General features: G+C 52.4%; 18 protein-coding genes and 1 tRNA gene. 9 read left to right on the top strand and 10 right to left on the bottom strand.

From position 1 onward, the window contains the following. The first annotated feature begins 3 nt into the window (after window positions 1-3). Window positions 4-79, top strand: a tRNA-Ala gene (locus B5D23_RS02300). A 491-nt stretch (window positions 80-570) separates the two neighbouring features. Here B5D23_RS02300 and putP read toward each other — a convergent pair. From putP to B5D23_RS02280, 3 genes are all read right to left on the bottom strand, one after another. Beyond that, on the bottom strand, window positions 571-2,046 hold the full coding sequence (gene putP, locus B5D23_RS02290; protein WP_078683770.1) for a sodium/proline symporter PutP: 1,476 nt from the start codon (window positions 2,044-2,046) through the stop codon (window positions 571-573). Between the two features lie 519 nt (window positions 2,047-2,565). Beyond that, window positions 2,566-3,204: a nitrite/sulfite reductase domain-containing protein gene (locus B5D23_RS02285; protein WP_078683769.1), complete on the bottom strand. Its 639-nt coding sequence runs from the start codon at window positions 3,202-3,204 to the stop codon at window positions 2,566-2,568. 589 nt (window positions 3,205-3,793) lie between these two features. After that, a complete protein-coding gene (locus B5D23_RS02280) occupies window positions 3,794-5,128 on the bottom strand; it encodes a hypothetical protein (protein WP_078683768.1) in 1,335 nt (444 codons plus the stop codon). A 117-nt stretch (window positions 5,129-5,245) separates the two neighbouring features. Between B5D23_RS02280 and B5D23_RS02275 the strand changes: the two genes are divergently transcribed. Further along, window positions 5,246-5,845, top strand: a complete 600-nt coding sequence (locus B5D23_RS02275) for a class I SAM-dependent methyltransferase (protein ID WP_078683767.1) — start codon at window positions 5,246-5,248, stop codon at window positions 5,843-5,845. A gap of 125 nt (window positions 5,846-5,970) precedes the next feature. After that, window positions 5,971-7,152, top strand: coding sequence for a sensor histidine kinase (locus B5D23_RS02270; RefSeq protein WP_078683766.1), 1,182 nt, complete (start codon window positions 5,971-5,973; stop codon window positions 7,150-7,152). 522 nt (window positions 7,153-7,674) lie between these two features. Here B5D23_RS02270 and B5D23_RS02265 read toward each other — a convergent pair. The 3 genes from B5D23_RS02265 to B5D23_RS02255 form a co-directional block, all read right to left on the bottom strand. Further along, a complete protein-coding gene (locus B5D23_RS02265) occupies window positions 7,675-8,499 on the bottom strand; it encodes a metal ABC transporter permease (protein ID WP_078683765.1) in 825 nt (274 codons plus the stop codon). Further along, window positions 8,496-9,320 (bottom strand): metal ABC transporter ATP-binding protein, encoded by an 825-nt coding sequence (locus tag B5D23_RS02260; RefSeq protein WP_078683764.1) that lies wholly within the window; start codon window positions 9,318-9,320, stop codon window positions 8,496-8,498. The genes B5D23_RS02265 and B5D23_RS02260 overlap by 4 nt, the downstream gene beginning before the upstream one ends. 87 nt (window positions 9,321-9,407) lie before the next feature. After that, the gene (locus B5D23_RS02255) at window positions 9,408-10,640 is read right to left on the bottom strand and encodes a cation diffusion facilitator family transporter (protein WP_078683763.1); all 1,233 of its coding nucleotides are present in this window, start codon (window positions 10,638-10,640) and stop codon (window positions 9,408-9,410) included. 273 nt (window positions 10,641-10,913) lie between these two features. Between B5D23_RS02255 and B5D23_RS02250 the strand changes: the two genes are divergently transcribed. Together B5D23_RS02250 and B5D23_RS02245 are read left to right on the top strand one after the other, a co-directional pair. Beyond that, a complete protein-coding gene (locus B5D23_RS02250) occupies window positions 10,914-11,837 on the top strand; it encodes an ADP-ribosylglycohydrolase family protein (protein WP_159445876.1) in 924 nt (307 codons plus the stop codon). A gap of 119 nt (window positions 11,838-11,956) precedes the next feature. Beyond that, on the top strand, window positions 11,957-12,919 hold the full coding sequence (locus tag B5D23_RS02245) for a hypothetical protein (protein ID WP_078683761.1): 963 nt from the start codon (window positions 11,957-11,959) through the stop codon (window positions 12,917-12,919). A gap of 34 nt (window positions 12,920-12,953) precedes the next feature. Here B5D23_RS02245 and B5D23_RS02240 read toward each other — a convergent pair whose 3' ends face one another. After that, on the bottom strand, window positions 12,954-14,873 hold the full coding sequence (locus tag B5D23_RS02240) for a TonB-dependent receptor (protein ID WP_078683760.1): 1,920 nt from the start codon (window positions 14,871-14,873) through the stop codon (window positions 12,954-12,956). Between the two features lie 183 nt (window positions 14,874-15,056). Between B5D23_RS02240 and B5D23_RS02235 the strand changes: the two genes are divergently transcribed. The 4 genes from B5D23_RS02235 (at window position 15,057) to tgt (ending at window position 19,977) form a co-directional block, all read left to right on the top strand. Continuing rightward, window positions 15,057-15,812 carry an SDR family oxidoreductase gene (locus B5D23_RS02235; protein WP_078683759.1) on the top strand — a complete coding sequence of 252 codons (756 nt, stop codon included), beginning with the start codon at window positions 15,057-15,059 and terminating at the stop codon, window positions 15,810-15,812. A gap of 554 nt (window positions 15,813-16,366) precedes the next feature. Then, on the top strand, window positions 16,367-18,109 hold the full coding sequence (locus tag B5D23_RS02230; RefSeq protein ID WP_078683758.1) for an ARMT1-like domain-containing protein: 1,743 nt from the start codon (window positions 16,367-16,369) through the stop codon (window positions 18,107-18,109). Between the two features lie 84 nt (window positions 18,110-18,193). Continuing rightward, the gene (gene nth / locus B5D23_RS02225; protein WP_078683757.1) at window positions 18,194-18,826 is read left to right on the top strand and encodes an endonuclease III; all 633 of its coding nucleotides are present in this window, start codon (window positions 18,194-18,196) and stop codon (window positions 18,824-18,826) included. A 29-nt stretch (window positions 18,827-18,855) separates the two neighbouring features. After that, window positions 18,856-19,977, top strand: coding sequence for a tRNA guanosine(34) transglycosylase Tgt (gene tgt, locus B5D23_RS02220; protein ID WP_078683899.1), 1,122 nt, complete (start codon window positions 18,856-18,858; stop codon window positions 19,975-19,977). 105 nt (window positions 19,978-20,082) lie between these two features. On the opposite strand, the gene B5D23_RS02215 is transcribed toward tgt, so the two are convergent. The 3 genes from B5D23_RS02215 to B5D23_RS02205 all read right to left on the bottom strand — a co-directional run bounded on the left by B5D23_RS02215 (window position 20,083) and on the right by B5D23_RS02205 (window position 24,837). Then, complete coding sequence (locus tag B5D23_RS02215; RefSeq protein WP_078683756.1) at window positions 20,083-22,701, bottom strand: PEP/pyruvate-binding domain-containing protein; 2,619 nt, start codon at window positions 22,699-22,701, stop codon at window positions 20,083-20,085. A 129-nt stretch (window positions 22,702-22,830) separates the two neighbouring features. Beyond that, window positions 22,831-23,562, bottom strand: coding sequence for a hypothetical protein (locus B5D23_RS02210; RefSeq protein ID WP_078683755.1), 732 nt, complete (start codon window positions 23,560-23,562; stop codon window positions 22,831-22,833). Next, the gene (locus tag B5D23_RS02205; protein ID WP_078683754.1) at window positions 23,563-24,837 is read right to left on the bottom strand and encodes a sulfite exporter TauE/SafE family protein; all 1,275 of its coding nucleotides are present in this window, start codon (window positions 24,835-24,837) and stop codon (window positions 23,563-23,565) included. Window positions 24,838-24,853: the final 16 nt, after the last annotated feature.

Here is a 24,853-nt window from a genome sequence, read left to right as displayed (position 1 = left end):
TGTGGGGATGTAGCTCAGTTGGGAGAGCGCAGCCTTCGCAAGGCTGAAGTCGAGAGTTCAAATCTCTTCATCTCCACCACAATTCGACTCCTTGGCGCGGACTTCTTTGGTTCGCGCTTTTTTTTGGGACGCTGTCCCAAACCCTGCAAGGGGCGCCGCCCCTTGACCCCGCCCAAGGACGAGGCCCTTGGGAATCCCACTATCGCTCAAAAAATACGGCTGAATGGATGAAAGCTTCGCTTTCCTCTCCATCAGCCGTATTTTTTGAGCTAGGGGAATTTCCTCAACGCGTGTTCTTCTGCCTTTTTCTGACCGCACTTATTCCTTTCGAACGCCAAAAGGCGTTCAAAAGGAATGGTGGCAACACACGGGGAAGAGAAAGAGTTTCTTATCGCATTCTCACCCAAGTTTGAATTTCATTCACGCGAAGCGTGGATGGAATTCAAACTCGATGAGGATACGTAAGGGAATCATTCCCTTGCGCGGGGGTTTGGGGGCAGCGCCCCCAATAACAACAATAAAAAAGGCCCCTCGCAGAGGGGCCTTTTTTATTGTTGTGAACGCAAAGGGCTAATCTTCGTTAAGCCCAGCTTTCATGCGGTCGAATTCACGCAGAATTTCGTCATTGTGCTGCGGGACGACCAAGTTCACGAGCAGAATCGTCACGAGGTTAGCGACAAAGCCGGGGACGATTTCATACATCATGGAGCCGAGTCCGGCCTGTTTCCAAACGATGAGAACGAGAGTACCGACGAGCATACCAGCGAGAGCGGACTGCCAGGTTGTTTTTTTACTAAACAGGGCGAAGAGGACAACGGGGCCGAAAGCGGCGCCAAAGCCACCCCACGCATACGCGACGAGGCCGAGAATGGTGTTGTTTGGGTTAAGGGCCATATACAGGGCGATAACCGAGATAATCAAAACACACAGACGGCCGACGAGCACCAACTCTTTCTGAGAGGCGTCGCGCCTAAAGAGCTTCTTGTAGAGGTCTTCTGTAAGAGCAGAAGAGGAGACGAGAAGCTGCGAATCGATTGTAGACATGATTGCTGACAGGATAGCTGCGAGCAGGATACCGCCAACCCAAGGATTGAACAGCTTGCTAATCATGTAAATAAAGACTTTTTCCTGATCGCCGCCAGTCAGTCCGTCAAACATGGGGATAGCGACCATACCGACCACAACAGCAGCGCCCAGGGAGATGAACACCCAGACAACGGCGATAATCGTTGCCTTAGGGAGTTCTTTCACAGAGCGAATACCCATGAAGCGGGTCAAGATGTGCGGCTGGCCAAAATAGCCAAGGCCCCATGCCATCGTAGAAATAATGGCAGTTATGGAAAGCAGCTCTCCTGTTCCGGTGTGGAACAGGCCAGTAGCGATATTTTTTGCATGCATTGTTGCTTCAATAACAGACACGCCACCGTTGTCAGCCACACCCATTGCGGGCACCACGATAATGGCGAAAAACATCAGCGCGCCCTGGAAGAAGTCTGTCCAGCACACGGCGCTAAATCCGCCAAGGAAGGTGTACGCAACAATAACGACCGCGCCAGAGATGACAGCGACATCGTAGTTGATGTGGAAAATAGACTCAAACAGCTTGCCTGCTGCGACCAACCCGGAGGAGGAATAAATCGTGAAGAACAGCAGGATAATGATCGAGGAACCGATTCTCAAAAGCCCTGTGGGGTCATGAAAACGGCTCTCGAAGAAGGAAGACAAGGTCAAGGTTTCAGTCTGCTTGGTGTAAACGCGAAGGCGGGCAGAAACAAAGATCCAGTTGAGGACAGTACCGAGGAACAGTCCAATAGCGATCCATGCTTCGTTCAAGCCTCCCAGGTACACAGCCCCAGGAAGCCCCATCAGCAACCAGCCGCTCATGTCACTGGCCTGAGCGGAGAGCGCTGTCACCCAGCTTCCAAGACCACGCCCACCGAGGATGTACCCTTCGATGCTTACAGTGCGTTTGTAATAGAACCAGCCAATTGCAAGCAAAAACACCAGATAGACAAAAAACGCAACCAACGTTTCTATCTGAATCATAGAGGCTCCTTTTTAACAGTTTCCCCACGCAGAAAAAGACAATGCATTCTCGTGCGCATTACAACAGTTCATCTTGTTCTCAAAAGGAGCTGAAAAAAGCTTTTTTCAGAATACAAGACTTATATACACTAAATTACGTTTTGGGGAAATATCCTCAAAGTATCGTCAAGGGGTCCAGCAAGATACACAAAAAATGATCAATTTCCAATGCCCCCTGTCAGGGGCCAAAATTTCACGATTATGTCAAACGAATTTGAACAAAAAATTATTTCAACTTTTTTCTAAAGAAATAAAAAGATCACGTATTTTTCAAATAGAGTATCCAAACTAGCCTTTGGCATTTCTACACATTCAAGAGGAAACAACTTTTCTCTCTATAATAAAAAAATTTCCACACTCTTTTTTTGCTCTTCACAAAGGCAATACAACTATAAAAATTTTTTTCTTTATAATTACAAACAAAAAAGGTGAGAAAGCTCTCGCCTTCCCACCTTTGTGCATTTTATTCACAAGCTCTGCTTAGCCCAGAAGTGCCTCGCGGATAGACTCGATGCCCTTCTCTTCAACAAAACGGGCAACTCGCTGCTTCTTCTTGGCATTTGCTGCATAGTAATTCAGGAATTTCTCCATCAAATCCAATGCATCTTCCGTGCTCAGCCCCTCCGCCAAGACGTCCGCAATGCGCGCACGACCAGCAGAATTGCCGCCAACAACCAAAGACCAGCCCTTCTTGCTGCCAATCAGGCCAAGATCCCGGACGTAGCTCTCTGCACAGCACATCGAACAACCAGAAATTCCAAGCTTAATCTTCGCCGGAACTGCAAAAGAACCAAAGCGCTCCTCTGCGGCATGAGCTGTCTCAAGTGCAGGCTGCATCCCAAAACGGCACCATGTGTTCCCAGGACATGCCTGCACGTAGTGACCCGCTACCTTGAAAGGAAGCTCCTCACACGCTGCATGCAACTCGTCCTCTTTCAATCCTATCAATGCAAAACGCTGTCCTGAGGTGATCTTCACCATCGGGGCATTATATTTACGCGCTACCTCTGCAACCTTCTCAAGCTGCTCAGGCGTTACAACACCAGAAGGCGGAGTTACTCGTACTGCGTAACTCTCCTTGTCCCTCTGCAAAATCGAACCAGCTGGTAAATCTGCCATCACTTTTCTCCTTGCTCATACCACAGCTCCCACTCTGGTATTCACTGCTTTTCTCCGCACAGGCCTCACCCGCGCAGAACGCGCACTCTGCACAAATACGCCCCTATTGGCAAATCTATCACCATGGTCCAACCAACATCCCTCTCGCGCTCCGCAAGAGGCACTGGGGTGGGCGGGTGTTGTTTTATTGGGACGCTGTCCCAAGCCCTGCAAGGGGCGCTGCCCCTTGACCCCGCCCAAGGACGAGGCCCTTGGGAATCCCGATTTCGCTCAAAAAATACGGCTGAATGGGATGAAAGCTTCGCTTTCCTCTCCATCAGCCGTATTTTTTGAGCTAGGGGAATTTCCCCAACGCGTGTTCTTCTGCCTTTTTCTGACCGCACTTATTCCTTTCGAACGCCAAAAGGCGTTCAAAAGGAATGGTGGCAACACACGGGAAAGAGAAAGAGGCTCTCGACGCTAGCCCCAACAAGTTTAAAAGCCGTGCAAGCGAAGCTTGAACGGCTTTTAAACTCGATGAGGATACGTAAGGGAATCATTCCCTTACGCGGGGGTTTGGGGGCGGCGCCCCCAATCTCTTCCCCACTCGCTAAAACACCTTCTCAAGCCAGTCATATGCACACTGCGAAAGGGTCAGCGCGGGTGGAATACCAGCTGGCGCACAAAAAAGTTTCGCTGGACAGTCGACGGGATGCGCAGGGAGCGCAGAACACCCCGAACAGATCAAAAAGTCAGTGGAAAACGACGGGGAAAAGAGAGAGGAGGCAGAACCGTGAAGCCAAACGCCACAAGGGGAAGAAGACGGGAGCGATGCATAAACAGCCTGAAAATCACGCTGAAGCTGCTTAAGAGTAATCTGCCCAGAACAGTAACTACTCTTGCCGCAACAACGCGGATCATACCGAACAAGCTGTATTCCTCGAATAGCGAGAAGAGAGGCAAGGGCTTTGCCAAAGGCGGAGCGCCCAGCATGAAGCGAATCCACAAAAAGAATCGTCGCCTTTGGAGACCGCTTTGGACACACCAAAGACTCAATGAAGAGAGAAACACCATGAACATCCAGCGTAGAAGAGGTCGACTTGGTAAAAAGGCGGGTTCCATACCGCATGGGATGCCCTTCGACCATCCACATAAGCTGCGCGGGATTCCGAATAAGCTCGTTGTGATAACGGTCCTTCTTGGGAAGAATAGTCAAAACTCCCTGCACAGGCTCAAACTTCGAAGACGATGGACCGTATAAGAAAATCATTCGTGACCGGCGCTTGAGCTTCCGATAGAGCCGCGTTTTGGAGTCATAAAAAAGGAAATCCCCGCTCCCCTTTGCCCCACTCAAGATGCTCACGACACGCCCTTTGCCCATGTCGTAATGCCCCCAGTATTCTTCGTCAGTGAAGACATCAGCTCCACACATGTCGAGAGAAAACGTATCGGCAAAGCCAGCCATTCCACACATCCCACCGACATGGATAACGCCGGACGTATCTTTGTACACACCGGGCAAATCTTTGCTTTCAGGCTTCTTCCCAGAAATGCGGGGGCTTATCCGACGCGCAGGACTTACAGAGGCAGGAGGACTCTGGGCATGAACAACAGCTTTCGCCCGAGCAACAGAAGGAGACGGCGCTGGACGTGATTTCGCTTTGACAGATTGTTTGATGGGGGCAGGAGCCTTGGGGATGGGAGCAACCGAACGCTCCTCCTTCGCTATGACATGCTCCTGCAAAGGCGGCGAGGCCTGTTGCTCAAGCTGATGAGAAGCCTTCTTTGCCACAGGCGCAGCAGAATACAACTCCATCGTACAAAGAAACCGATCAGAAAGAGGAGATGGGAGGTGTACATCAACACAAAAGACAAGCATAAGGGCAATGAGTCCGTGAATTACGGCGGACACGGCGAGACAGCTCAACGCGACCCAACGCCTCATGGTCTTTTCCCCTACATTGTGTAAGATTCAGTGCGCTTCCACTGGAATGAGCGTATACGATTTTACATTTATTCTAAAGCGCCTTTGCTGTATCGACAAAATCAAAGGAACCTTTTCATGAGCACAAAAAATCCAGTACTTGAGTATTACAACACGCACGCCGACACATTTTTTCAGGAAACGGTTTCTCTCTCGCAGCCCGCAGGCATGGAGCCTTTCACATCGCTTTGCCCTGCTCCTGCGCACATTTTAGACGCAGGCTGCGGCTCTGGGCGCGACAGCATGACCTTTCTCAAAAAAGGATACACCGTCACCGCCTTTGACGGCTCAAAGGAACTGGCCGCAAGAGCGTCACGGTACACAGGACTACCAGTTCATGTCCTGAATTTTCTCGACCTCGACTGGACCGAGCAGTTTGATGGAGTCTGGGCCAATGCGTCGCTCCAGCATCTCCCCTACACCACTTTGCCCAAGGGCTTTCTTCGACTTGCCCAAGCCCTGCGCACCGGTGGGATTATGGGGCTAAGCTTCAAGTATGGGACAACTGAAGGCCGCTCAGAGCAACGAGGCATTCCGTACAGTGGCATGGACGAAACCCGGCTCCGCGCCCTCTTGCCCACGGCTTCGCTTCGCGAAGAAAAAATTTGGGTAAGCGAAGATAGAAGAAAGGAGCGCAAAGGCGCGAAATGGCTTCACGCAATGCTTTCAAAGTATTAGCGCAAAATGTCCAAGATAAAGGACAAACCTTTTGACTCATTTTTTGCAAACAGCGTAAGATGGAGAATACAACTTCATCCATCACTCAAAGATTTTTCTTTCCCCCGACCCACGAGGTGAAGAGCATGAACGAATTCGAAGCTTCCCATATTGCGGATGAGCAGCACAGCGCTCAGGACAGCCCCCTTGGGAAAACTCTCCTCGTCATCGACGACGAAGAACTTATTCGTCAGAGCATCAAAGGCTATCTTGAGGATAGTGGCTATGTCGTTCTGGAAGCAGCTGACGGCCGAAATGGCCTCGAAATGTTTCGACTGCACGCCCCAGATCTCGTGCTTGTCGATCTCAAACTCCCTGAAATTGCGGGACTCGATGTCCTCGCTCAGATTTTAGCCGAATCGCCCCTCACTCCCGTTTTGGTGATCTCTGGAACTGGCGTGCTCTATGACGCCATTGAAGCACTGCGCCTCGGTGCGTGGGACTACATCACCAAACCAATTCAGGACATGGGTGTCCTCGAAGAAGCCCTTCTTCTCGCTTTTCGCCGGTCTGAAAAAATCCAGCGACGTGTTCGCTATCGCGAAGAACTTGAGCGCGAAGTCGAGCGCCGAACTCACGAGCTTTTGCTCGCCAATGAAGAACTCAACAAAAATATTGAGGATCGACTAAAAATCGAAAAGAAGCTTTCTGCCTCTCTCGAAGAAAAAGAGGTCCTTCTCAAAGAAATCCATCACCGCGTGAAGAACAATCTTCAGATTATCTCCAGCCTTCTTTATCTCCAGTCACAGCACATCCCTGACCCTCTCGCCAAGGAAGTCTTCACCGAAAGCCGTTGCCGCGTTAAATCAATGGCTCTCGTTCATGAAAAACTCTATCAGTCCACCGACATCGCTAAAATTGACTACAACGAGTATCTTCAGCAGTTTGTCGATTTTCTCAAGACCACGTATCTGCCGCCAACACACGACATTGAACTCAAACTCAATGTCAACGACGTTTACCTCCCCGTCGACAGTGCTATCCCTGTCAGCCTTATCATTAACGAACTGATTACCAACGCCTTTAAGTATGCGTGGCCGCAAGCCGTGACGGGCACCCTCACCCTTGACCTCGTCTCCAATGGAAGCCGCGTCGAGCTTGGCGTCGCAGACAACGGCGTCGGACTCCCAGAAAACTTCGACATACAGCAGGCTGAATCCCTCGGCATGCAGCTTATATCAAGTCTCGTTCAACAGCTCGGCGGAGAAATCCGCATCGACTCAGAACCACACAAAGGAACTCACGTTATTATTCGATTTAATTTTTAAGCTCAGGGGCTAGAATTACGAGACTCTATCTCGCGCTCTGCAAGGGGCGCTAGGGTGGGTGGGGTTACGAGACTCCGTCTCGTGCTCTGCAGGGGCGCTGCCCCTTGACCCCGCCCCAGGACGAGGCCCTTGGGAATCCCGATTTCGCCCGAAATAAAATGGGACCGAAATGTGATGAGAGCTACGCTCTCCTCTCCATTTCGGTCCCATTTTTTTCGGCCTAGTTAACTGAACGTGTGTTCTTTTTCTTTGCGCCTCAACCCTTTCTTTCTGAACGCTTGCGCTCAGAAAGAAAATGGTGGCAACTCGCAGAAGAGAAAGAAGCTCTCGACGTTATGCCCAACAAGTTTGAATTTGATTCACGCGAAGCGTGGAACGAATTCAAACTCGATGAGGATACGTAAGGGAATCATTCCCTTACGCGGGGGTTTGGGGGCTGGCCCCCAATCTTCCCCCCCACCCATCCAGCACTACCGCGCTGGGGCTGGCCCCCAATCTTTTCCGCCACCCGCCCATCCTACTTTAACGAGCAATAAAACCTCGTTTCTTCATAAAAAAGTCGTAAACGCCAATGAAGAGGTAAGAGACAACGGCGACGGCGATAATGGAGGCGCCGGAGGTCAAATCGAAATGATAGGCACAAATCAGGCCCACACAACAAAAAAGAGCCGCGAGAAGAGTGGAACGCCACATCATGCCGAGCAAACTGTTGGTGCGGTGAATGGCAATCCCAGGGGGGATAGATAACAGCGCAATCACGAGAATAAGGCCCACGACCCGAATAATCATCACAACAGAAACGCCGACCATCGCGAGCAAAAGAAAATAGAGACCGACAACGGGAACGCCACGCACCTCGGCAAACTCGCAGTCATAAGAAAGCGCCTCAAAATTCTTGTAAAAAATCAGTGTTGTTAACAGGATGGCACAATCCAAACCTGCCATAACCCATAAATCCTGAACAGGAACGGCCAAAATGCTGCCAAACAAAAAACTCATGAGATCGACATTGTAGCCGGGAGTAAAATCGAGAAGCAAAATACCAAAAGCCATGCCACCAGCCCACATAACACCAATGAGCGTGTCTGAACGATGCCTGTCCCGGGCTGTTACGGCGGCCATTGCCCCACTCGCGGCGAGCGAAAATCCAACAGCGCAGGGCATCACAGGCCACCCCATAAAAGAGGCAAGTCCAAGGCCACCATAGGCCGTATGGGCAACGGCACCGGAAAGAAAGACGAGCCTGTTCACAACGACAAGAGTCCCGATCACTCCACAGGCAATGCTGGCGAGAAGACCGGCAGCAAACGCGTTGCGCATAAACTCAAACTGTAAAATATCCATCATAAACGACGCCCCTCCGGAGTAATGAGTGCAGGAGCCTCTTCATCGTCGCACTCTTCCACAACACGGTGCGGAATATCTCCGTGAGCAAAAATTTCAACAGGACAACGTCCTTTTTCATCTCCGCCATACATCATCTGTAGCATGTCTTTTGTAATCTCTGGACGCGGATGAAAATGAAGAGTCCTGTTCACGCAGGCAACGCTGTGCGCTCCTGCGGCCACAACACTCAGATCATGGCTGACATGAATGATGCTCATTTCCCTGTTCAGTTCCATAAGCAAAGTCAGCAAGGCAGACCGCCCACCAGCATCGACACTGGCAGTCGGTTCATCAAGTAAGAGTAAGTCTGGGGAAGAAATAATAGCGCGAGCAATGTAAACCCGCTGCCGCTGCCCGCCAGAAAGCCGATCAATGCGCCGGTGCTGAAATTCCAACATACCAACGCGATCAAGAGCCGCCTGAGCGAGTTTTTTTTCTTTTCGACTAAAAAGCCAACCTCTCCCGGTCGCTCCGATGAGTCCCATCAAAGTGACTCCCAAAACAGAAATGGGGAAGATGCGTGTCGCTTCATTTAGCTGAGGCATATACCCAATGCGAGTGCAGACTTCGGATGGCTTCTTTCCAAGGATTCTGATTTCGCCAGAGCTTGGAGTCAGAAGGCCAAGCAGAAGTCGCATAAGCGTGCTTTTGCCACCGCCATTGGGACCAAGGACAGCCAGATAATCGCCCGCTGCAACGGTCAGATTGACGTCGCGAAGGATTCGGGTCAGGCCATCGTAGGAAAATGAGACGCCGCGCATTTCAACCACTGGATTATCCATGCGCCCTCCTCTTGCAAAAAGGAGCGGTGATCCGCTCCTCAAAGACAAAAAGGCAGTTGTAATTACAGAAAAAAAACTGTCAAGGGTTTAGGACGCGGGAGTCTCATTTGAAGAATGCAGATGCGCCACATCAGCACAAAGAGTACCATCCATTTCCAAAAGACGCACGCCAGCCTCTCGCAGCAGATAGCCTGCGGTTTTGTTCACGCCTGCCGAGCCAATGCACACCTCGTCAGGGTCCAGCTCCAAAAGCCACTTTCCAACCAAAAGCCCCTTGGTCTTTTCTGCGTCGCTGTGGGGATTGGGGAGCACCTCAAAATGCAAAACATTCCCGGTACCAGCGTCTACAGTTTCGACACGAAAATACGGTGCAGAGGCAAAGTGCTCTGAACTCTTTCCGCTCTCATCCTGCGCAGGGACAAAACGCCGTATTGTTACCGAATGGCCGTGATGCGTCCGTATGTGCGCCATCACGACACGCGGGAATTCCGCATAAAGCTCTTCTTCAAGCCGATCTGCAACCCGGTCTGCAACCTCATGCGAGGTCGTGTGCAAAATAACATCCAGATTGATGATATAGCGCCCACCAGCAGTGCGGCCCATGCAGTCCTCAACACTGCGGACCTGCGGATGTGCTTTCAGATAGCTCGAAATTTTCTCCTGTTCCTCTGGATCCATACCGGCATCCATCAAGTCTTTCAGAGTCCGAAAAAGTAATGTGCCTCCGGCCCAAAAAACAAACAGAGAAACCGCACCAGCGGCGTAACGCTCAAGATGGTAGCCAAAGGATTCACCGATCAGACTGGCGATAACCACGAGAGTCGAGGCACCGTCGACAAGGTAGTCACGAGCATCCGCGACAAGGGCTGTGGAGCCAAGCTTTCGCCCCTGAGCAAGCTGATACAGACCAAAAGAAACTGTAATAATCAGGGAAGCGACAGCAACCGTAAGAGCCAGCGTTGTGTTGGGAGCACCGGGAGTTCCTACAATTGCCCAGCGCCCAATCTCATAGGCGGCGAGAATAACGACAATACTGATAATAAGGGTCGCGACGGTTTCTGCCTTGTACAGACCGTACGGAAACGAGGGATGACGGCGCCCGGCGAGCCATAAGCCAACAAAGGCCGCGCCAGAAGCCAAAACATCAGTTGCAGAATGCAGGGCGTCGCCAATGAGCGAGGCACTCCCTGCGGCAAATCCCGCAATGCCCTTTGCTCCGGCCAGCGACGCGTTCACAAAAATTGAAAAGAGAGCACGTTTTTGCGCAGAACGCAGTTCCTTTTGCGCGGTTTCGTGAGCTTTCACAATACTTCCTTTCATGGGACTTTTTCCCATGCGTCATGCGGTGAAGGGTACGCACGGAAAACAGACAGTCAAGGTATTTGGCCTGTCTATTCTGCAAAAAAAGACGCATTTCTCATATGTTAGAGAAATGGGAACAGAGTTCCATGCTCTGTATGTAGCTCTAGTATAAAATATTTTCTAACGGTACGACCAGAAGCCGGGGAGAAATCGCTGAGATTCGCTTGCAACAAAAGACAAGAGCACATAAATAATAAAGAACCCCTCACCATTTCAACTGGAGTGATGCGTATGAGTACTTCGCTTTCACCACAGGAACGGGCGGCTGGCGCTCTCTTGGGAATGTTTGCTGGTGATGCTCTGGCTTTGGGTCCTCACTGGATATACAGCACGGACGAAATACATAAAAAGCTGAGCAATCCAGAGCAGTATTCTGCTCCAATCCAAAGCCAGTATCACAAAGACAAGGGAGCAGGAGACCAGACGCACTACGGAGATCAGGCTCTGGTTCTGCTGGAATCCGTCAGCGCTGCTCACGGCTTTGAACTGGAAAACTTCTTTGAAGACTGGCAAAAGCTCTTTGAAAAGTATTCGGGATACCGGGACAAGGCCACAAAAGAGACACTCAATAATATTGCGTCTGGCAGTGGTCCAGAAAGCTCCGGCTCAAATTCTGCGGACATTTCTGCTGCGTCACGCCTCGGAGCGCTTATTCCCGCGCTTTACGGAGACTTTGATGCACTGGAAGAGGCCGCTGTTGCGCAGGCCAGGATGACGCACAACACCCCGGTTGTTCTGGATGCAACCCGCTTTTTCGTCCGCGTCCTTCGGGATATTTTTGACGGCAAAAGTATGCCTGAGGCCATCGCATTGGCCTGTGCCGCAGACTACGAACAGGCAAACATGGAGCAGTCGCTTGAAGAAAGCCGCTTCATGCTCAACCTGACCAGTGTTGAGGCCGTCCCAAAGCTTGGACAGGGTTGCACCATGAATGCCGCATTTCGATCCTCGCTGCACCTGCTTCTTCGCCATCCTGAAAACATCAAAGACGCACTTGTCGAAAATGTTTTGTGCGGAGGCGACTCTGCCGCACGTGGCATGCTCCTCGGAACAGTCCTTGGGGCGGTCTATGGTCCGGCCGCAATACCAGAAAACTGGCTTGCCGAACTCACGGCAAAAGACCGGATTAGCACGGCACTCCAAGCTTTTTCCTAAACACAAACACCAAGGGGCTTCGGCCCCTTTTTTCATGCTTTACCTTCACCCAAAGCTATTCTATTCCAAGCTCGTTGGCACTACTTTCTCTATCAACCTCATTACAACACAAGAGAGCCATGTCAAAAGAGCTTCTCCAGGCGACACTAAAAACGTTTCGCGATGCAACAGAGGCTTCCATTGAGCTTTTTAAGGTGATGGTGCCTATCATCATTATCGTTAAGCTCTTGCAGGAATTTGACCTCATCCAGTATCTGGCCATCCCGCTTGGCCCCCTCATGCAGCTTGTCGGACTCCCTGCAAGCATGGGGCTTGTCTGGGCGACAGGCCTTCTCGTTAACAACTATTCGGGACTTGTTGTCTACATCAGCCTTGCTCCTGCGGCGATGCTCAACGTGGGGCAGGTCACGGTGCTCGCCACCATGCTTCTCATTGCCCACGCCCTGCCCGTCGAATGTAAAGTTGCCCAAAAGTGTGGTCCAAGCCTCTGGTTTCAGGTGCTCTTTCGCTGTGCAGTCGCCCTGCTCGCAGGCGTCATCCTCCATCTAATCTATTCAAACTTTGGGCTTCTTACCGAACCAGCACAAGTACTCTGGAATCCCGGCACGCCCCCGGCAACGCTTATGGAATGGGGCATCGATCAGCTTAAAACACTTGTTTCTATCTATGGCATCATTGTCGCCCTCATGTTCATGATGAAGCTCCTGAACAAACTTCGTATCACCGAAGCCATCAACTTTGTTCTTCGCCCCATCCTGACCTTTATGGGTATTGGCCCGCAGGCCGCGACGCTTACTGTTGTGGGCCTCACTCTCGGCCTGTCTTATGGTAGCGGACTCATCATGCACGAAATCCGCGAAGGAGCAGTCCCCCAGCGCGACATCTTTAGCGCCATGACCCTCATGGGCGTCGCTCACTCGCTCATTGAAGACCCACTTCTCATGGTCCTCATCGGTGCGGACTTCTCCGGCATCATGTGGGGGCGTCTCATCGTGAGTCTTGGCGTCATGGCCCTCCTCGTTAAGCTCGTCAAAACAATGCCTCGACCCCAGTTTATGAAAATATTTATGAACGCAGCCTAAAAAAAAGCCCCCGCCAAAAGCAGGGGCTTTTTTTTCAAAATTTCCACGACATCCCGACCGAAAGTGTTCGTCCAGACCACGGAAGCCGGTAGCCATCCTCCTCCCGGACATCCAGCAGGTTGTCACCAACGACGTACCCTTCCAGTACCCGGCTAAACTTCTTGGAAACTCGCATATTCACAATATGGAAGCTCTTTCGCGAAAGATCTTCCTCAGAATCCACGCTCTCGCTCCAGCCGTAGCCCAGATAGTTCCACGAAAAATACACTTTCAGTCCTTCTGGCAGCTTATACCAGCCCTCAAGAGCAAAAGTATTATCTGGCCGTTCCTGAAAAGCCTTATAGTTTCCGCTTATGTCTGCGGAAAGCGGGTCCAAAAACGTGTAGGCAAAGCGAAGTCGCAAATTTTTAATTGAGGAATTCGAAACAGAGCTTTCAAAACCATAAAATCGATAATCACCGTCATCTACATAGTGGTCATCAATATTTCTAATGGTGTTCTGGGTATCAATCCGAAAAACACTCAGGTTTACGCTCGTCTGCCAGTCCGGAATTTTCTGGATCACACCAAGCTCGTAGTGTGTTGCCAGTTCTGACTGCAAAGCCAGATTCCCCGCGTCCTGATCGTAAAGCTGCTCCATGGACGGGAAGCGCACCTTTCGGGACACCAGCGCCCGCAGTCGTGTATTTTTTAGTGGATCAACGTACACGCCGCCTAGCCCGCTCCACTGTACTTCATCCTCGCGGTTGGCGCTGCTATGACCATGCCAGCCGGAACCCAGCACAAGCCCGGCGTGCTTCCACAACTCCAGCTCATACTCCAGCGCAGCACTCCACGTATTCACCGTATAATCTTCCTGCACCTGCTTATTTGAAGTCGTCCCCGACTCCTCAGCCGTAAACGTCTCAAAATCGCTACTTCTCCACTGGTCACGCTCAACGGAGAACCCTGCCGACAGAGTTCCCGGAGCACCAAGGTGGTATGCGGCCTGCACCGTACCACCCGTGCGGAAGGTTTTCGTGCTTGAGTCCTGCACGGTGTTTTCCGTGCTGTAATTCAAAAAATCATCCCGGTGGACATCTCGCTCATTCAGGCGACTCGCGTAGACCCAGCCCCGCACATCCAGCGGAATCACAAAGCGATGTTCCGCCCCAAGCTGGATAGACATTGCTTCAACATCATCACGAGGTTTCAGCTTTCCGCGTGAAAGCACTCTGGGTTCATCCTCTTTCTTTCGCTCAACGATATTCAGAGGTGCCGCCGTTTCGGTCCAGTGATAGCGGCCAAGAGTATGGCTCCCATCATCTCCCGGGGCAGGTCCGTTTCCAAGTTTTGAACGCAGGCGCGTATAGCCACCATTAGCAAACAGTGTCATCCCATCCAGTCGCTTTTGCGCATGGAAGCCGGATTTTGAGCCTTTTCCATTTTGGAAATTAGCGTGCATGCTTCGAAAAATATTCGGAGCGTCGCCCTTAGTCAGGATATTAATTGTTCCAGCCGTGCCGCCAGGACCATAGAGCACAGAGCTACCGCCTCGAACAAGCTCAATGCGCGCCACATCTTTCAGCGACACGAAGTCTGTCGAAATTTCTCCGTCGTATGGCGAGGTCACAGGGATACCATTCAGCAAAACTTTGACGCTCGTTGCCCCAAAGCCCCGGATATCAAGGCGCGAATTTCCATCCTGATCGGACATCAAATAAACGCCCGGCAGCAAGGCTATCGCCTGTTTCAGCGTCTTTACTCCGGCAGCATGGATGTCCCCCGCCGTAACAACGCTTGTATCAGTGACTCGCCCCGTCGCACTCACGAAATGAGAGCGCCCCCGGTCATAATTCCCCGCCTGAGCCTCCACCGCGCCAAAAGCAAGCGCACAGCAGAGCAGCAGCACCTGCACAGCACGTGCGCTTCTGTTTTGCTCGGTTCTCTTTTTTTTCTGTTTCTCTTCCTTCATCGCAAACCACACATCGGCTCAATCAAAATTATCTTCTGGCTCTCTTCTCCAAAATTTATAAGGAGAAATATTCCGAGGTCAACAGTAGGAATCTGTTTGTAAGGGCTTACTCAGCCCTTGAAAGGCACGAAGAAATCTGTACTCTACAATCACTCCCGCAACATTTTTTACAAAGGAAGAGTCATGCAGAAAATCGTCTTGATTACTGGCGCAACGTCCGGCTTTGGCAAAGCCTGCGCAACACGTTTTGCCGCCGAGGGCTGGAAGGTCATCATTACTGGTCGCCGTCAGGAGCGACTCACCGAACTCGCCGCAGAGCTGGCACCAGCGCCCGTCCACACGCTCTGTTTTGACGTTCGCGACAACAGCGCTATCAAAGCAGCACTCGCCAGCATTCCCGAGGACTTTCAGGCTATCGACCTGCTCGTCAACAATGCCGGCCTCGCCCTCGGTCTTGAATCTGCCGACACCGCCTCTCTTGAGGACTGGAACGTCATGGTCGACACCAACATCAAAGGGCTGCTCTACATGACCCGCGCCATCCTTCCCGGCATGGTCAAACGAAACTCCGGCCACATCATCAACCTCGGCTCCATCTCCGGCACCTACCCTTATCCCGGAAGCAACGTCTATGGTGGGACCAAGGCTTTTGTGAAACAGTTCTCCCTCAACCTGCGCGAGGACCTCATCGGAAAGCCCATTCGCGTGACCAACATCGAACCCGGTCTCGCTGAAACAGAATTCTCGCTCGTTCGCTTTAAGGGTGACTCCAGCAAAGCAAAAAGCATCTACGAAAACGTTAACGCCCTCACCCCTGTCGATATTGCAGAATCCGTCTTCTGGGCTGCGACCCTCCCCGCTCACGTCAACATCAATTCCATCGAACTCATGCCCGTTAAGCAGGCCCTCGGACCTCTTAAAATCGTTCACAACGACTAGCGAGCTGTTTCACACTTGTGCAAGTGTTGTGGTGGGTGGGTGTTGTGTTATTGGGGCGCTGCCCCAAACCCTGCAAGGGGCGCTGCCCCTTGACCCCGCCCAAGGACGAGGCCCTTGGGAATCCCGCTATCGCTCAAAAAAACGGCTGAATGGGATGAAAGCTTCGCTTTCCTCTCCATCAGCCGTTTTTTTGAGCTAGTGGGCGTTTCCCGATCGCCTATTCTTCTGCCTTTTTCTGACCGCACGTATTCCTGATTGGTGGCAACGCACGGGAAAGAGAAAGAGCTTCTTTACGCCTTCTCACCCAAGTTTAAAAGCCGTTCAAGCGAAGCTTGAACGGCTTTTAAACTCGATGAGGATACGTAAGGGAATCATTCCCTTACGCGGGGGTTTGGGGGCTGGCCCCCAATTTCCCCCACCCACCCATCCAGCGCTAATGCGCTGGGACTGGCCCCCAATCTTATCCCCCCACCCACTCATCCAGCACGACTTTGCTGTCTGTAGCGAATGCCTGTAGAGTTAGGGAAATGGCATAAGACTGAACGAGGAGAGACATGCAAGAGATTCCGATGAACACCGCATCGCTGTATTTTGGAAAATCCGCACGCCTTGATGCGTGGCTGTTGCACTTCTTATCTGAAAACAACCTTGAATACACGATAGATCCGGACAAGAACGCATCGCAGGAACAGATGCGTTTCATGCTGTCACTGGAGGAAAATCAGGTTTATCTGCCATGCTCTGATCTGCTGGTACCGCACCTGTTGAGTTCGAAGCTTGATAGTGATCTCACGCGCCGCTACCACGAAAAATGGGTCGCACTGGTCAAGCTGGTTCGCCGCTACGTCCCGGACAAATACACGCGAAAGAAAATTATTCTGCTGTGCAGACATAAATACCGCCAAATTCAGGCATCGCCAATTGTGATTCCATCGCGAATGATGAAGCGGTTCCTGACAATTTTCATGACCCAGTCAGGGATAGAAGACCCTTTCCGCGGCATCCGCAGGAGATATAACCGACAGGCGCAAGAGGCTATTGAGTCGCCAGAACTGGATAGACTACTCAACGTGTGCCCGGAACGGTATATGAGCTGCAAAAGGCTGCAAGACCTGCGCTTTGATCTGGACCTGATGGAGCTGGAAAGGCTGATCCACCTCTCGACCATGTCAGGAATCTGGACCGAAGCGTACTACCAGGCGGCATGCGATAAAATCACCCCGACGGACCTAAGCGCACCGGAATCAACACGCTGCCTCGAAGAAACCTTTGGGCCATGCCCTGGCCAGCCGAGAAAAATCCTGTATATCCCGGACCGCGCGGGCGGCCTCATGTTTGATATCCTGATTATCCGCTCACTGCTCCGACAGGGCCATAAAGTCACGCTGGCAGTAAAAGAAGGATTTAACTTCGTCAGCCCGTCATTCTGGGACTGGGAACATGACCCAGTGCTGGCAAAACATATTTCTGACGCCTTTTTCCTGCAAAATAGCAGCGTGAGTAAAAACGAACTGCTGAGCGTCCAGCGCCAGCATCCTTTCCTGATTATTTCTGATGGCTCGCGAGAAGATTTAAATCTGTACCGCACGTCAATCACCTTCGCGCGGGCGTGGAAAGAGGCAGACCTCATCATGGCGACTGGGCACCCCCAGTTCCGCCGCCTCATTAACACAAGCCAAAAATTCAGCCGCGATGTGCTCTGCTGGTGGCGCGATAAAAGCGGCCGCTTCCAGATTCGGCTCAAAAAACGCCCCAAAAGCATCATTACTTTCTCAGAAAAAGATCTGGGCGATAAAGCTTTTGAAATCATCGAAGAAATGCGGGAAGCCAGAAATTCTGGACAAACCGTCATGTTCTATAGCGCAATTATTGGCTCCCTGCCGGGGCAGGTCGACCTTGCAATCAAGGTTGTCGACACCTATGTGCGTTACCTCCGAAAACGCCTCGCCAACACCTATATTATTAATCCCGCAGAACACTTTGAAGAAGGGATGGACGCGGACGACCTGATGTATATGTGGGAAAAGGTGCAGCGAAGCGGCCTTCTGAATGTCTGGCGTTTCCAGACCGTTGCTGACATTGAGCGAAGCTTTGAACTGATGGGGATGCGGGTCCCGCCAATCTGGGCAGGAAAAGACTCGACATTCTCCACGGGCTGCACCAAGGAGATGCAAATTGCACTCGACGTCCAGCGCAAGCACCGCGAACTCCAGATTATTGGCCCGGCACCAGAAAAATTCTTCCGCCGGAGCGAATACGGTGTTGGCAAATTCAGCGACGCCATTCTGGAGCAGTAGACCAGAATCCCAAGGGTGGAAAAAGGCGCCATATTCCTATACACAGCTTTTTCCGCCACAGCGCGAAAAGGAGACCAGAGACACATGACCCGACAGGAACGCGCAGACATCATTGCAGAGCGTCTTGCCCGGCGCTTTCCCGACCCGGACACCGAGCTGACATGGAATTCACCGTGGGAGCTTATGGTTGCAACGGTACTTGCTGCCCAGTGCACAGACGCCCGAGTCAACAAAGTTACGCCGGAGCTGTTCCGCCGCTGGCCCAATCCGGCCGCAATGGCCAAGGCCAATGTCGAAGAGGTTATGGAGGTCATCCACTCCACAGGTTTTTTCCGCAACAAGGCCAAGAATCTTGTTGCGTCTGCCAATCTGCTCATGGATGAGTTCAATGGCGAAATGCCGCGTACAATGGCCGAGCTGATTCGACTGCACGGCGTTGCCCGCAAAACCGCAAACATTGTGCTCGGCACGGCCTTTGGCATTCATGAAGGTGTTGCTGTCGACACCCACGTAAAACGCCTGACGTTTCGCATGGGGCTGACAGAATCCACCAATGTTGCTGTAATTGAAAAAGATTTGATGAAACTCTTTCCCCGCAAGCTGTGGGCAGACATTAACCACTGGCTGGTACTGTTTGGCCGTCAGGTGTGCAACGCACGCTCACCCAAGTGCCCGGACTGTGAACTGGCCGACATCTGCCCCAGAAAAGGGGTCTAGGTAGTATGCACGAAGACATTATTTCTCAACTGACAAAGCCCGGCGATTTCCGCGTTGCCGCCACAGAAGGCAAGGCACGCCAGGGCTATTTGATGACGGCACACGGACTGGTCAAAACGCCAGTTTTTATGCCTGTTGGAACCGTTGGCAGCGTCAAGAGCATTGACCCTCGCGACCTGCACGAGATGGAAGCACAGGTTATTCTGGGCAACACCTATCACCTGTATTTGCGCCCCGGCGACGAGCTTGTAAAACGCCGCGGTGGTCTCCATGCCTTTAATGGCTGGGACGGCCCTATCCTGACCGACTCCGGTGGGTTTCAGGTCTTTAGCCTGAGTGGCCTGCGCAAAATCACTGATGATGGCGTGGAATTCCGCTCCCACATTGACGGTTCCAAGCACTTTTTCACCCCCGAAAAAGCAATTTCCATCCAGCAGAATCTTGGTTCTGACATCATGATGTGCTTTGACGAATGCGCAGCATACGGTGCCAGCTACGAATACACCAAGAAAGCTCTAGAGCTGACGACCCGCTGGGCCAAACGCTGCCGCGAATTCCATAAGCCCGGCCAGAATGGCCAGCTGCTCTTTGGCATCACGCAGGGCGGATTCTTCCAGGACCTGCGAGACCGCAGCATTGCCGAGCTGAGCGAACTGCCTTTTGACGGCTTTGCTCTTGGTGGCCTGTCTGTTGGCGAACCCAAGCCCAAAATGCTGGAAGTGCTTCGCGCTTCTGCTCCGCTTTTGCCCGTGGACAAGCCGCGCTACCTGATGGGCGTTGGTACTCCTCTGGATATTCTGGACGGCATCGAAGCTGGCATTGACATGTTTGACTGCGTGCTTCCCTCGCGTAACGCCAGAAACGGCACGCTGTTTACATCGCAGGGCAAGGTGAACATCAAGCGCGCCGAGTTCAAGGAAGATGATTCTCCGCTGGACCCGGAATGCAACTGCTACACCTGCCGCACCTTCTCTAAGGCATACCTGCGGCACCTGTACACAGCAAAAGAGCTGCTTTCCTACCGCCTGAACACCATCCACAACCTGAGTTACTTCCTGAAACTCACCAAGGATGCCCGTCAGGCCATTCGCGAAGGCCGCTTTGCAGAATTCAAAAAGGGCGTCGAGGCCGTCTACGGTCCCAACAAATAGCCCTTTCCCAAGCCGATAAAAGAACGCCCACCTTGTGCTCGCAAGGTGGGCGTTCTTCGTTAGGGAGGAGTTTTTTAGTGCCACGAGCCTCAGTCACGCTGGGCTCTACTGCGACTGAGGCGAGAGCAATTTTTCAACATCGGCCATAATCTTTTTGCGGTGAATACTGGTGGCCTCAGCATCCGCCATAATCATGTCGAGCTGACGCGTGTGCATCGTCAAATACCCCATGACCCGAAGCTGCGTGCACATCACATCCTTTGGAAATCCTTCGTAGCGGGCAAGGACGGTATCGCCCCTGACGTTCACGTAAAAATCAATGTCCTCAAGAATCCCGCCAATAAACCGCGCACGCCGACAACGGCGATCATAATCAGCAGCTCCACCGGCAAAACGGAAATTCACATAGTTTCGCTGCGGCCGATCTCCGGCAACGGCTTCGACCGTTGAAAAATGAAACCCAAAGCGCGACTGCAAGTTGCAGTAATCACGGGACACCAAAAAATAATTCCGGTTCGCAAACTTGGACTGCAAGGCTGGGTGCAATGCAGGATTAACGGTCGCCTCGGCAACAATGGACATAAAGCCTCGCGTGTTAACTCGCGGCGGTCCTTCCCACGGGATAGCGCTAATCCCCGCCCAAAGGGCCAGCATGGGAACAGACGCAATATTGCTGATGTCCACAGAATTTCCGTCTTCTGGACGCACAAACCCATCCTCAAGATCAACGACCCAAAACTGGGTTGCTTCTCCCTTGTCCACCAGCCGCTTGCTCGCGCAGTCTTCCTGATCGCGATTCATGTTGCTTTCAAACATCTCGTGCACGGCCTTCTCATGACAAAAACGCGTAATGTCGTGCAACGAGCGAATGTTGCGCACCCGAAAATCCGGGGAATCCGGATCAACAAGGTTCAGGGGCAGAAGGAGCTTGCTGATCTGCCGGAGCAGCTCATAAACAGGACTGCCCTTCATGAGATCAGGGCGAGGCTTCCCCCGCTGCAACAGGTCATCCACACAGCCCGGATAAATCACACAGCCGTCAGCATCAACAGTCACAACCCGTCGAGGTCTCAGCGTGCTCAAGGCCCCGGTATGCCCTGTGATGACAGGAATACCAAACTCCCGCGCCACGTTGGCAAAATGCCCGGTCACACTGCCCTGCTCGGTCACAACCGCCGCGCACCAGTTCAGGAGTGAAGCCCACTTTGGCAGGGCCAGACGGGTCACGAGTACAGATCCGGGAGGAAACTGGAGGGCGTCGACATCACTTTCGACCCGATACACAGGGCCGCAGCCAACGCCGGGACTTGCCGTCTGGCCACCTGTGGACACAGGTTCGCCATAGCGCCGCGTCGCTGCCTCTGGCACGACTTCGGCAGAGTCGCGCCGCGCCAGAGGCCGACACTGGAGGATATACAACCGGCCATAAGTATCCAGACACCACTCAATATCCTGTGGTGTTCCGTAATAGTCTTCCAGCCGAGTCGCCATGTCCGCAAGTTGCAAGGCGTGGTCATCGCCAAGAGCGGGGGCATCAATCTGCTCTTCTGGCTGTTCGACCAGCACAACGCCCTCTTCCTTGCGGCATATATATTTTTCCGTTTTGTGCGCCGTCACCCGCGAGCGGATGTGCAACACGCTCTCTCCGGGATGCGGGCGGGAAACTTCTATGCGGTCCGGGGTCGCCTTCCCATCCACCACCAGTTTGGGAAGACCCCAGACCGCGTGAATGATAACCGCCCTGTCGCGTACATTCACAGGGCTTCTGGAATACACAACGCCCCCGGCTACGGAATCCACCATAGCCATACCACCAACACACATGGCGACGTCTTCATCGCGTATACCTCTGTTCAGCCTGTAGCTCAGGGCGGGTAACCCATACAGGCTAGCCACAACTTCCCGGTAGGCGTCTGCAAGTGTATCCCGGTCAACATTCAAAAGTGAGCGAAACTGCCCGGCAAAGGAGGTTCCTACGGCATCCTCACCAAGGGCACTGGACCGCAGCGAAATATGCAGATTCGGTCCAAGTCGCTTATTCAAAATATCAAACTGTTCAAAAAGACTGTGCTCCAGTTTCTCTGGGAGCTTCGTCTCCATTATTTTTTGCTGAATCTGGGCGGACAGCGCAAAGCGCTCGCTCATGTCTTCCACTTTCGTAGCCTGAATCAGCCGTTCTATCTCTTCCTGCAAACCGTCCTGACTCATAAACTCGTCAAAACCGCGAACTGTCACCACAAAGCCCGCAGGCACAGGCAAACCAATCTGACTGGTAATTTCACCAAGGTTCGCCATCTTGCTCCCCACAACGTCCGCAAGATTCTTGTCGACGATTTCCAGCGGAACAACCCTGTCCGTATTCATCTTGGTCCGGGTCGGAGCAAGGGCCTCCGTGATCTGTGTCTGTATGCTGTCAAAACGGCTAAACAGCTGCTGATATTTGCCCGGAGCGATGTTATCGAGATGCTTGATGACGTTGTACACGCTCACCGACATGGCTGTGCAGCTTGCCCGGACAAAGGACATGCCAAACACGCGCCCACCGTGCAGGACTTCTTCCACATCACTCATCAGCTCCAAAGCACGCGAGTTGGCAGCCAGCAGAATCTGAAAGCTGTGATGCTGGTTGCGACAGGCCAGTCTGCGTTCCTCACGCTCCGTACTGCTGGGGCGTTCCCGCGTGATGCCTGCCATTCTGTCAACTATGCTTCGAAGCCATGCCATGTGTGTTCCCTGTGTCGTTAGGGCTAAGGTTCTGGGAGGGAGTAAGGAGGGCCGGCCATGCCGGACCGGCCCCGTGTCAGGAGACCAACACAATCCTTGGGAATTGAGAAGGCGATCCCGATGAATGCTCTAGACTTCCTTCTTGTCTCCGGCGCTCATGACCAGTCCCAGTCCCTCAAAGAGATAGAAAATGGTCATGCCCCACCAGACAGTATAGAAGATGTAAAACACCAGAGCAAAGGTCAGAACGCCTGCACGATCGGAGGCGTGTTCTGGCTCAATCCCGTAGAAATTATAGCCAACTTCAACGGCTCGTTTCTGAATGCTGTCCATGAATGCGGCAAGCTGAGTCTTTTCCTTGCCGCCCTGATGCTTGAGTTCCTGACTCATTTCGCCAAGAGCCTGCCACCAGGTAAACAGCACCAGCCGTTCATCCATGCCATAGCGACCACTCACAGTGTCACCACGGTTTTCAAACATGTCCATCGAGTCTTCGAGGACAGTATTGAGGACCGGGCTTACAGCACCTGAGACTGTCAGCGTTGCATTTTCCACAGACACATCCGCGACTTTGCCCAGCACAGCGGCAATCCGCATAGCCAGCTCATCGGGATTCTTTTCGTCAGTGGGAGCCTTGAGTGTCAGTTCCAGCTGCTCACCGTCATACTCCTGCACTTCAGCCTCAAGCCCAGGGATATACTCTGTCGAGCCTTTGGCAATGGTATTAAACAGATGGTCGGAGTATTCCAGAGCGTTCATGCCGTCCCCATATAACGGGGAGAACATCAGCGCGAGCAGAACCAGAAAGACCAGTCCCATCGAAGAGCCGACCATGAGATGCTTTTTGTCGTAGTGTGCCATTTATGCCTCCTCTCGCAGCAGCTTCATGTTGCCGAAGAACTTCGACAGAACCCACACTGCGAAAATGCCAATGGTAATGAAGAACAGGAAGTTGCCAATATCCGTGCTCACAGAGGCAAGAGAAGGAGAAATGGAAATGACCTTCATGTCATTGAGCTTTGCCGGAAGGGCAAAGAGCCGGTTGACGAATCCTGCCAGAATTGCGGTGGCATAGAATCCGCGAATGTAGATTCCCTTGACGACCTTTGTGGTCAGCGCGCCAACCTGAATGCCGATCAGCGAGCCAAGCAGCATCCCCATTGCGAGGGTATAGAAGATGAATCCATAAATGGCATACTGGGAAATGGCGCCATAGCCAGCGGTAAAGATAATCTGGAGAATATCCGTACCGACTGTGGTAAAGGACGAAACGCCAAGGATGTACACGAACATAGGGAAGGTCAGGAATCCACCGCCAACGCCCATGATGGCTGCGGCAAAGCCAACAACGCCACCACACAGGGCAACAAACAGGGCCGGGATCTTCTTCCCGCCGGGAGTCAGATCTTCGTCAAAACTAATGAGTGGCGGAATACGACTTGCCTGCAAACACTCTGGCAACGAGCGACGGTGCGATTTTTTCTCGGCCGCGACCACCTGCTCTGCCTGCGGAGCGTTCTCGCTGCGACGCAGTTTCAGGAAATCCTGCAAGGCATAAATACCAAGGAAACCCAGCAGGAACACGTAAATGAGGCTGATAAAGGTATCAGAAAGAAGCGGGTTAAAGTTGTAGAGCGCGCGGTTAATGACACCGCCACCCGTCACGCCAAGGATGGAGCCAACCAGAAAGGCGACTGCCAGTCCCACTGAGACGTTGCCCAGCTTCTTGTGAATTGCCGTGCCCATGATGGCCTTGGCAAAGATGTGAAAGAGGTCGGTACCAACGGCCAGAATGCCCTTGATACCCGCACTCATCAGTGCCGGGGTAATGATAAACCCGCCGCCAGCGCCGATGCAGCCGGTAATAAGCCCGGCGCACAGGCCAATCACAATGGACACGCCAAAAATCACAGGCGTGTAGAATGCGGGTGAGTACGCCTTTTTCCCGCCCAAAATTGCCGGAAGTTCTGGTGACGCTATGGCTATGGAGCCGATAACGATTGGCACAACCATGAGGGCGAGAATGAACAGTCTTTTCTTACTGGTGAGTATGTTTCTGGATGTTTCCAAATCCCACCGTGCGTAGGCTTTGGAACCCTCCAAAAGCGCCTGATACATCTGCTTTCCGAGCTTCATGCTAAGCTCCTCCGTT

Origin of the sequence: Desulfobaculum bizertense DSM 18034 (assembly GCF_900167065.1) — a bacterium.
Classification (GTDB): Bacteria; Desulfobacterota; Desulfovibrionia; order Desulfovibrionales; family Desulfovibrionaceae; genus Desulfobaculum; species Desulfobaculum bizertense.
The sequence above is the reverse complement of the archived record's forward strand: the minus strand, read 5'-3'. Positions and strand labels throughout refer to the sequence as shown.

Bases quoted from the DNA above. Each gene is read 5' to 3' on its own strand.
- putP (WP_078683770.1), bottom strand. From the start codon at position 2,046: ATGATTCAGATAGAAACGTTGGTTGCGTTTTTTGTCTATCTGGTGTTT.
- B5D23_RS02285 (WP_078683769.1), bottom strand. From the start codon at position 3,204: ATGGCAGATTTACCAGCTGGTTCGATTTTGCAGAGGGACAAGGAGAGT.
- B5D23_RS02280 (WP_078683768.1), bottom strand. From the start codon at position 5,128: ATGAGGCGTTGGGTCGCGTTGAGCTGTCTCGCCGTGTCCGCCGTAATT.
- B5D23_RS02275 (WP_078683767.1), top strand. From the start codon at position 5,246: ATGAGCACAAAAAATCCAGTACTTGAGTATTACAACACGCACGCCGAC.
- B5D23_RS02270 (WP_078683766.1), top strand. From the start codon at position 5,971: ATGAACGAATTCGAAGCTTCCCATATTGCGGATGAGCAGCACAGCGCT.
- B5D23_RS02265 (WP_078683765.1), bottom strand. From the start codon at position 8,499: ATGATGGATATTTTACAGTTTGAGTTTATGCGCAACGCGTTTGCTGCC.
- B5D23_RS02260 (WP_078683764.1), bottom strand. From the start codon at position 9,320: ATGGATAATCCAGTGGTTGAAATGCGCGGCGTCTCATTTTCCTACGAT.
- B5D23_RS02255 (WP_078683763.1), bottom strand. From the start codon at position 10,640: ATGAAAGGAAGTATTGTGAAAGCTCACGAAACCGCGCAAAAGGAACTG.
- B5D23_RS02250 (WP_159445876.1), top strand. From the start codon at position 10,914: ATGAGTACTTCGCTTTCACCACAGGAACGGGCGGCTGGCGCTCTCTTG.
- B5D23_RS02245 (WP_078683761.1), top strand. From the start codon at position 11,957: ATGTCAAAAGAGCTTCTCCAGGCGACACTAAAAACGTTTCGCGATGCA.
- B5D23_RS02240 (WP_078683760.1), bottom strand. From the start codon at position 14,873: ATGAAGGAAGAGAAACAGAAAAAAAAGAGAACCGAGCAAAACAGAAGC.
- B5D23_RS02235 (WP_078683759.1), top strand. From the start codon at position 15,057: ATGCAGAAAATCGTCTTGATTACTGGCGCAACGTCCGGCTTTGGCAAA.
- B5D23_RS02230 (WP_078683758.1), top strand. From the start codon at position 16,367: ATGCAAGAGATTCCGATGAACACCGCATCGCTGTATTTTGGAAAATCC.
- nth (WP_078683757.1), top strand. From the start codon at position 18,194: ATGACCCGACAGGAACGCGCAGACATCATTGCAGAGCGTCTTGCCCGG.
- B5D23_RS02215 (WP_078683756.1), bottom strand. From the start codon at position 22,701: ATGGCATGGCTTCGAAGCATAGTTGACAGAATGGCAGGCATCACGCGG.
- B5D23_RS02210 (WP_078683755.1), bottom strand. From the start codon at position 23,562: ATGGCACACTACGACAAAAAGCATCTCATGGTCGGCTCTTCGATGGGA.
- B5D23_RS02205 (WP_078683754.1), bottom strand. From the start codon at position 24,837: ATGAAGCTCGGAAAGCAGATGTATCAGGCGCTTTTGGAGGGTTCCAAA.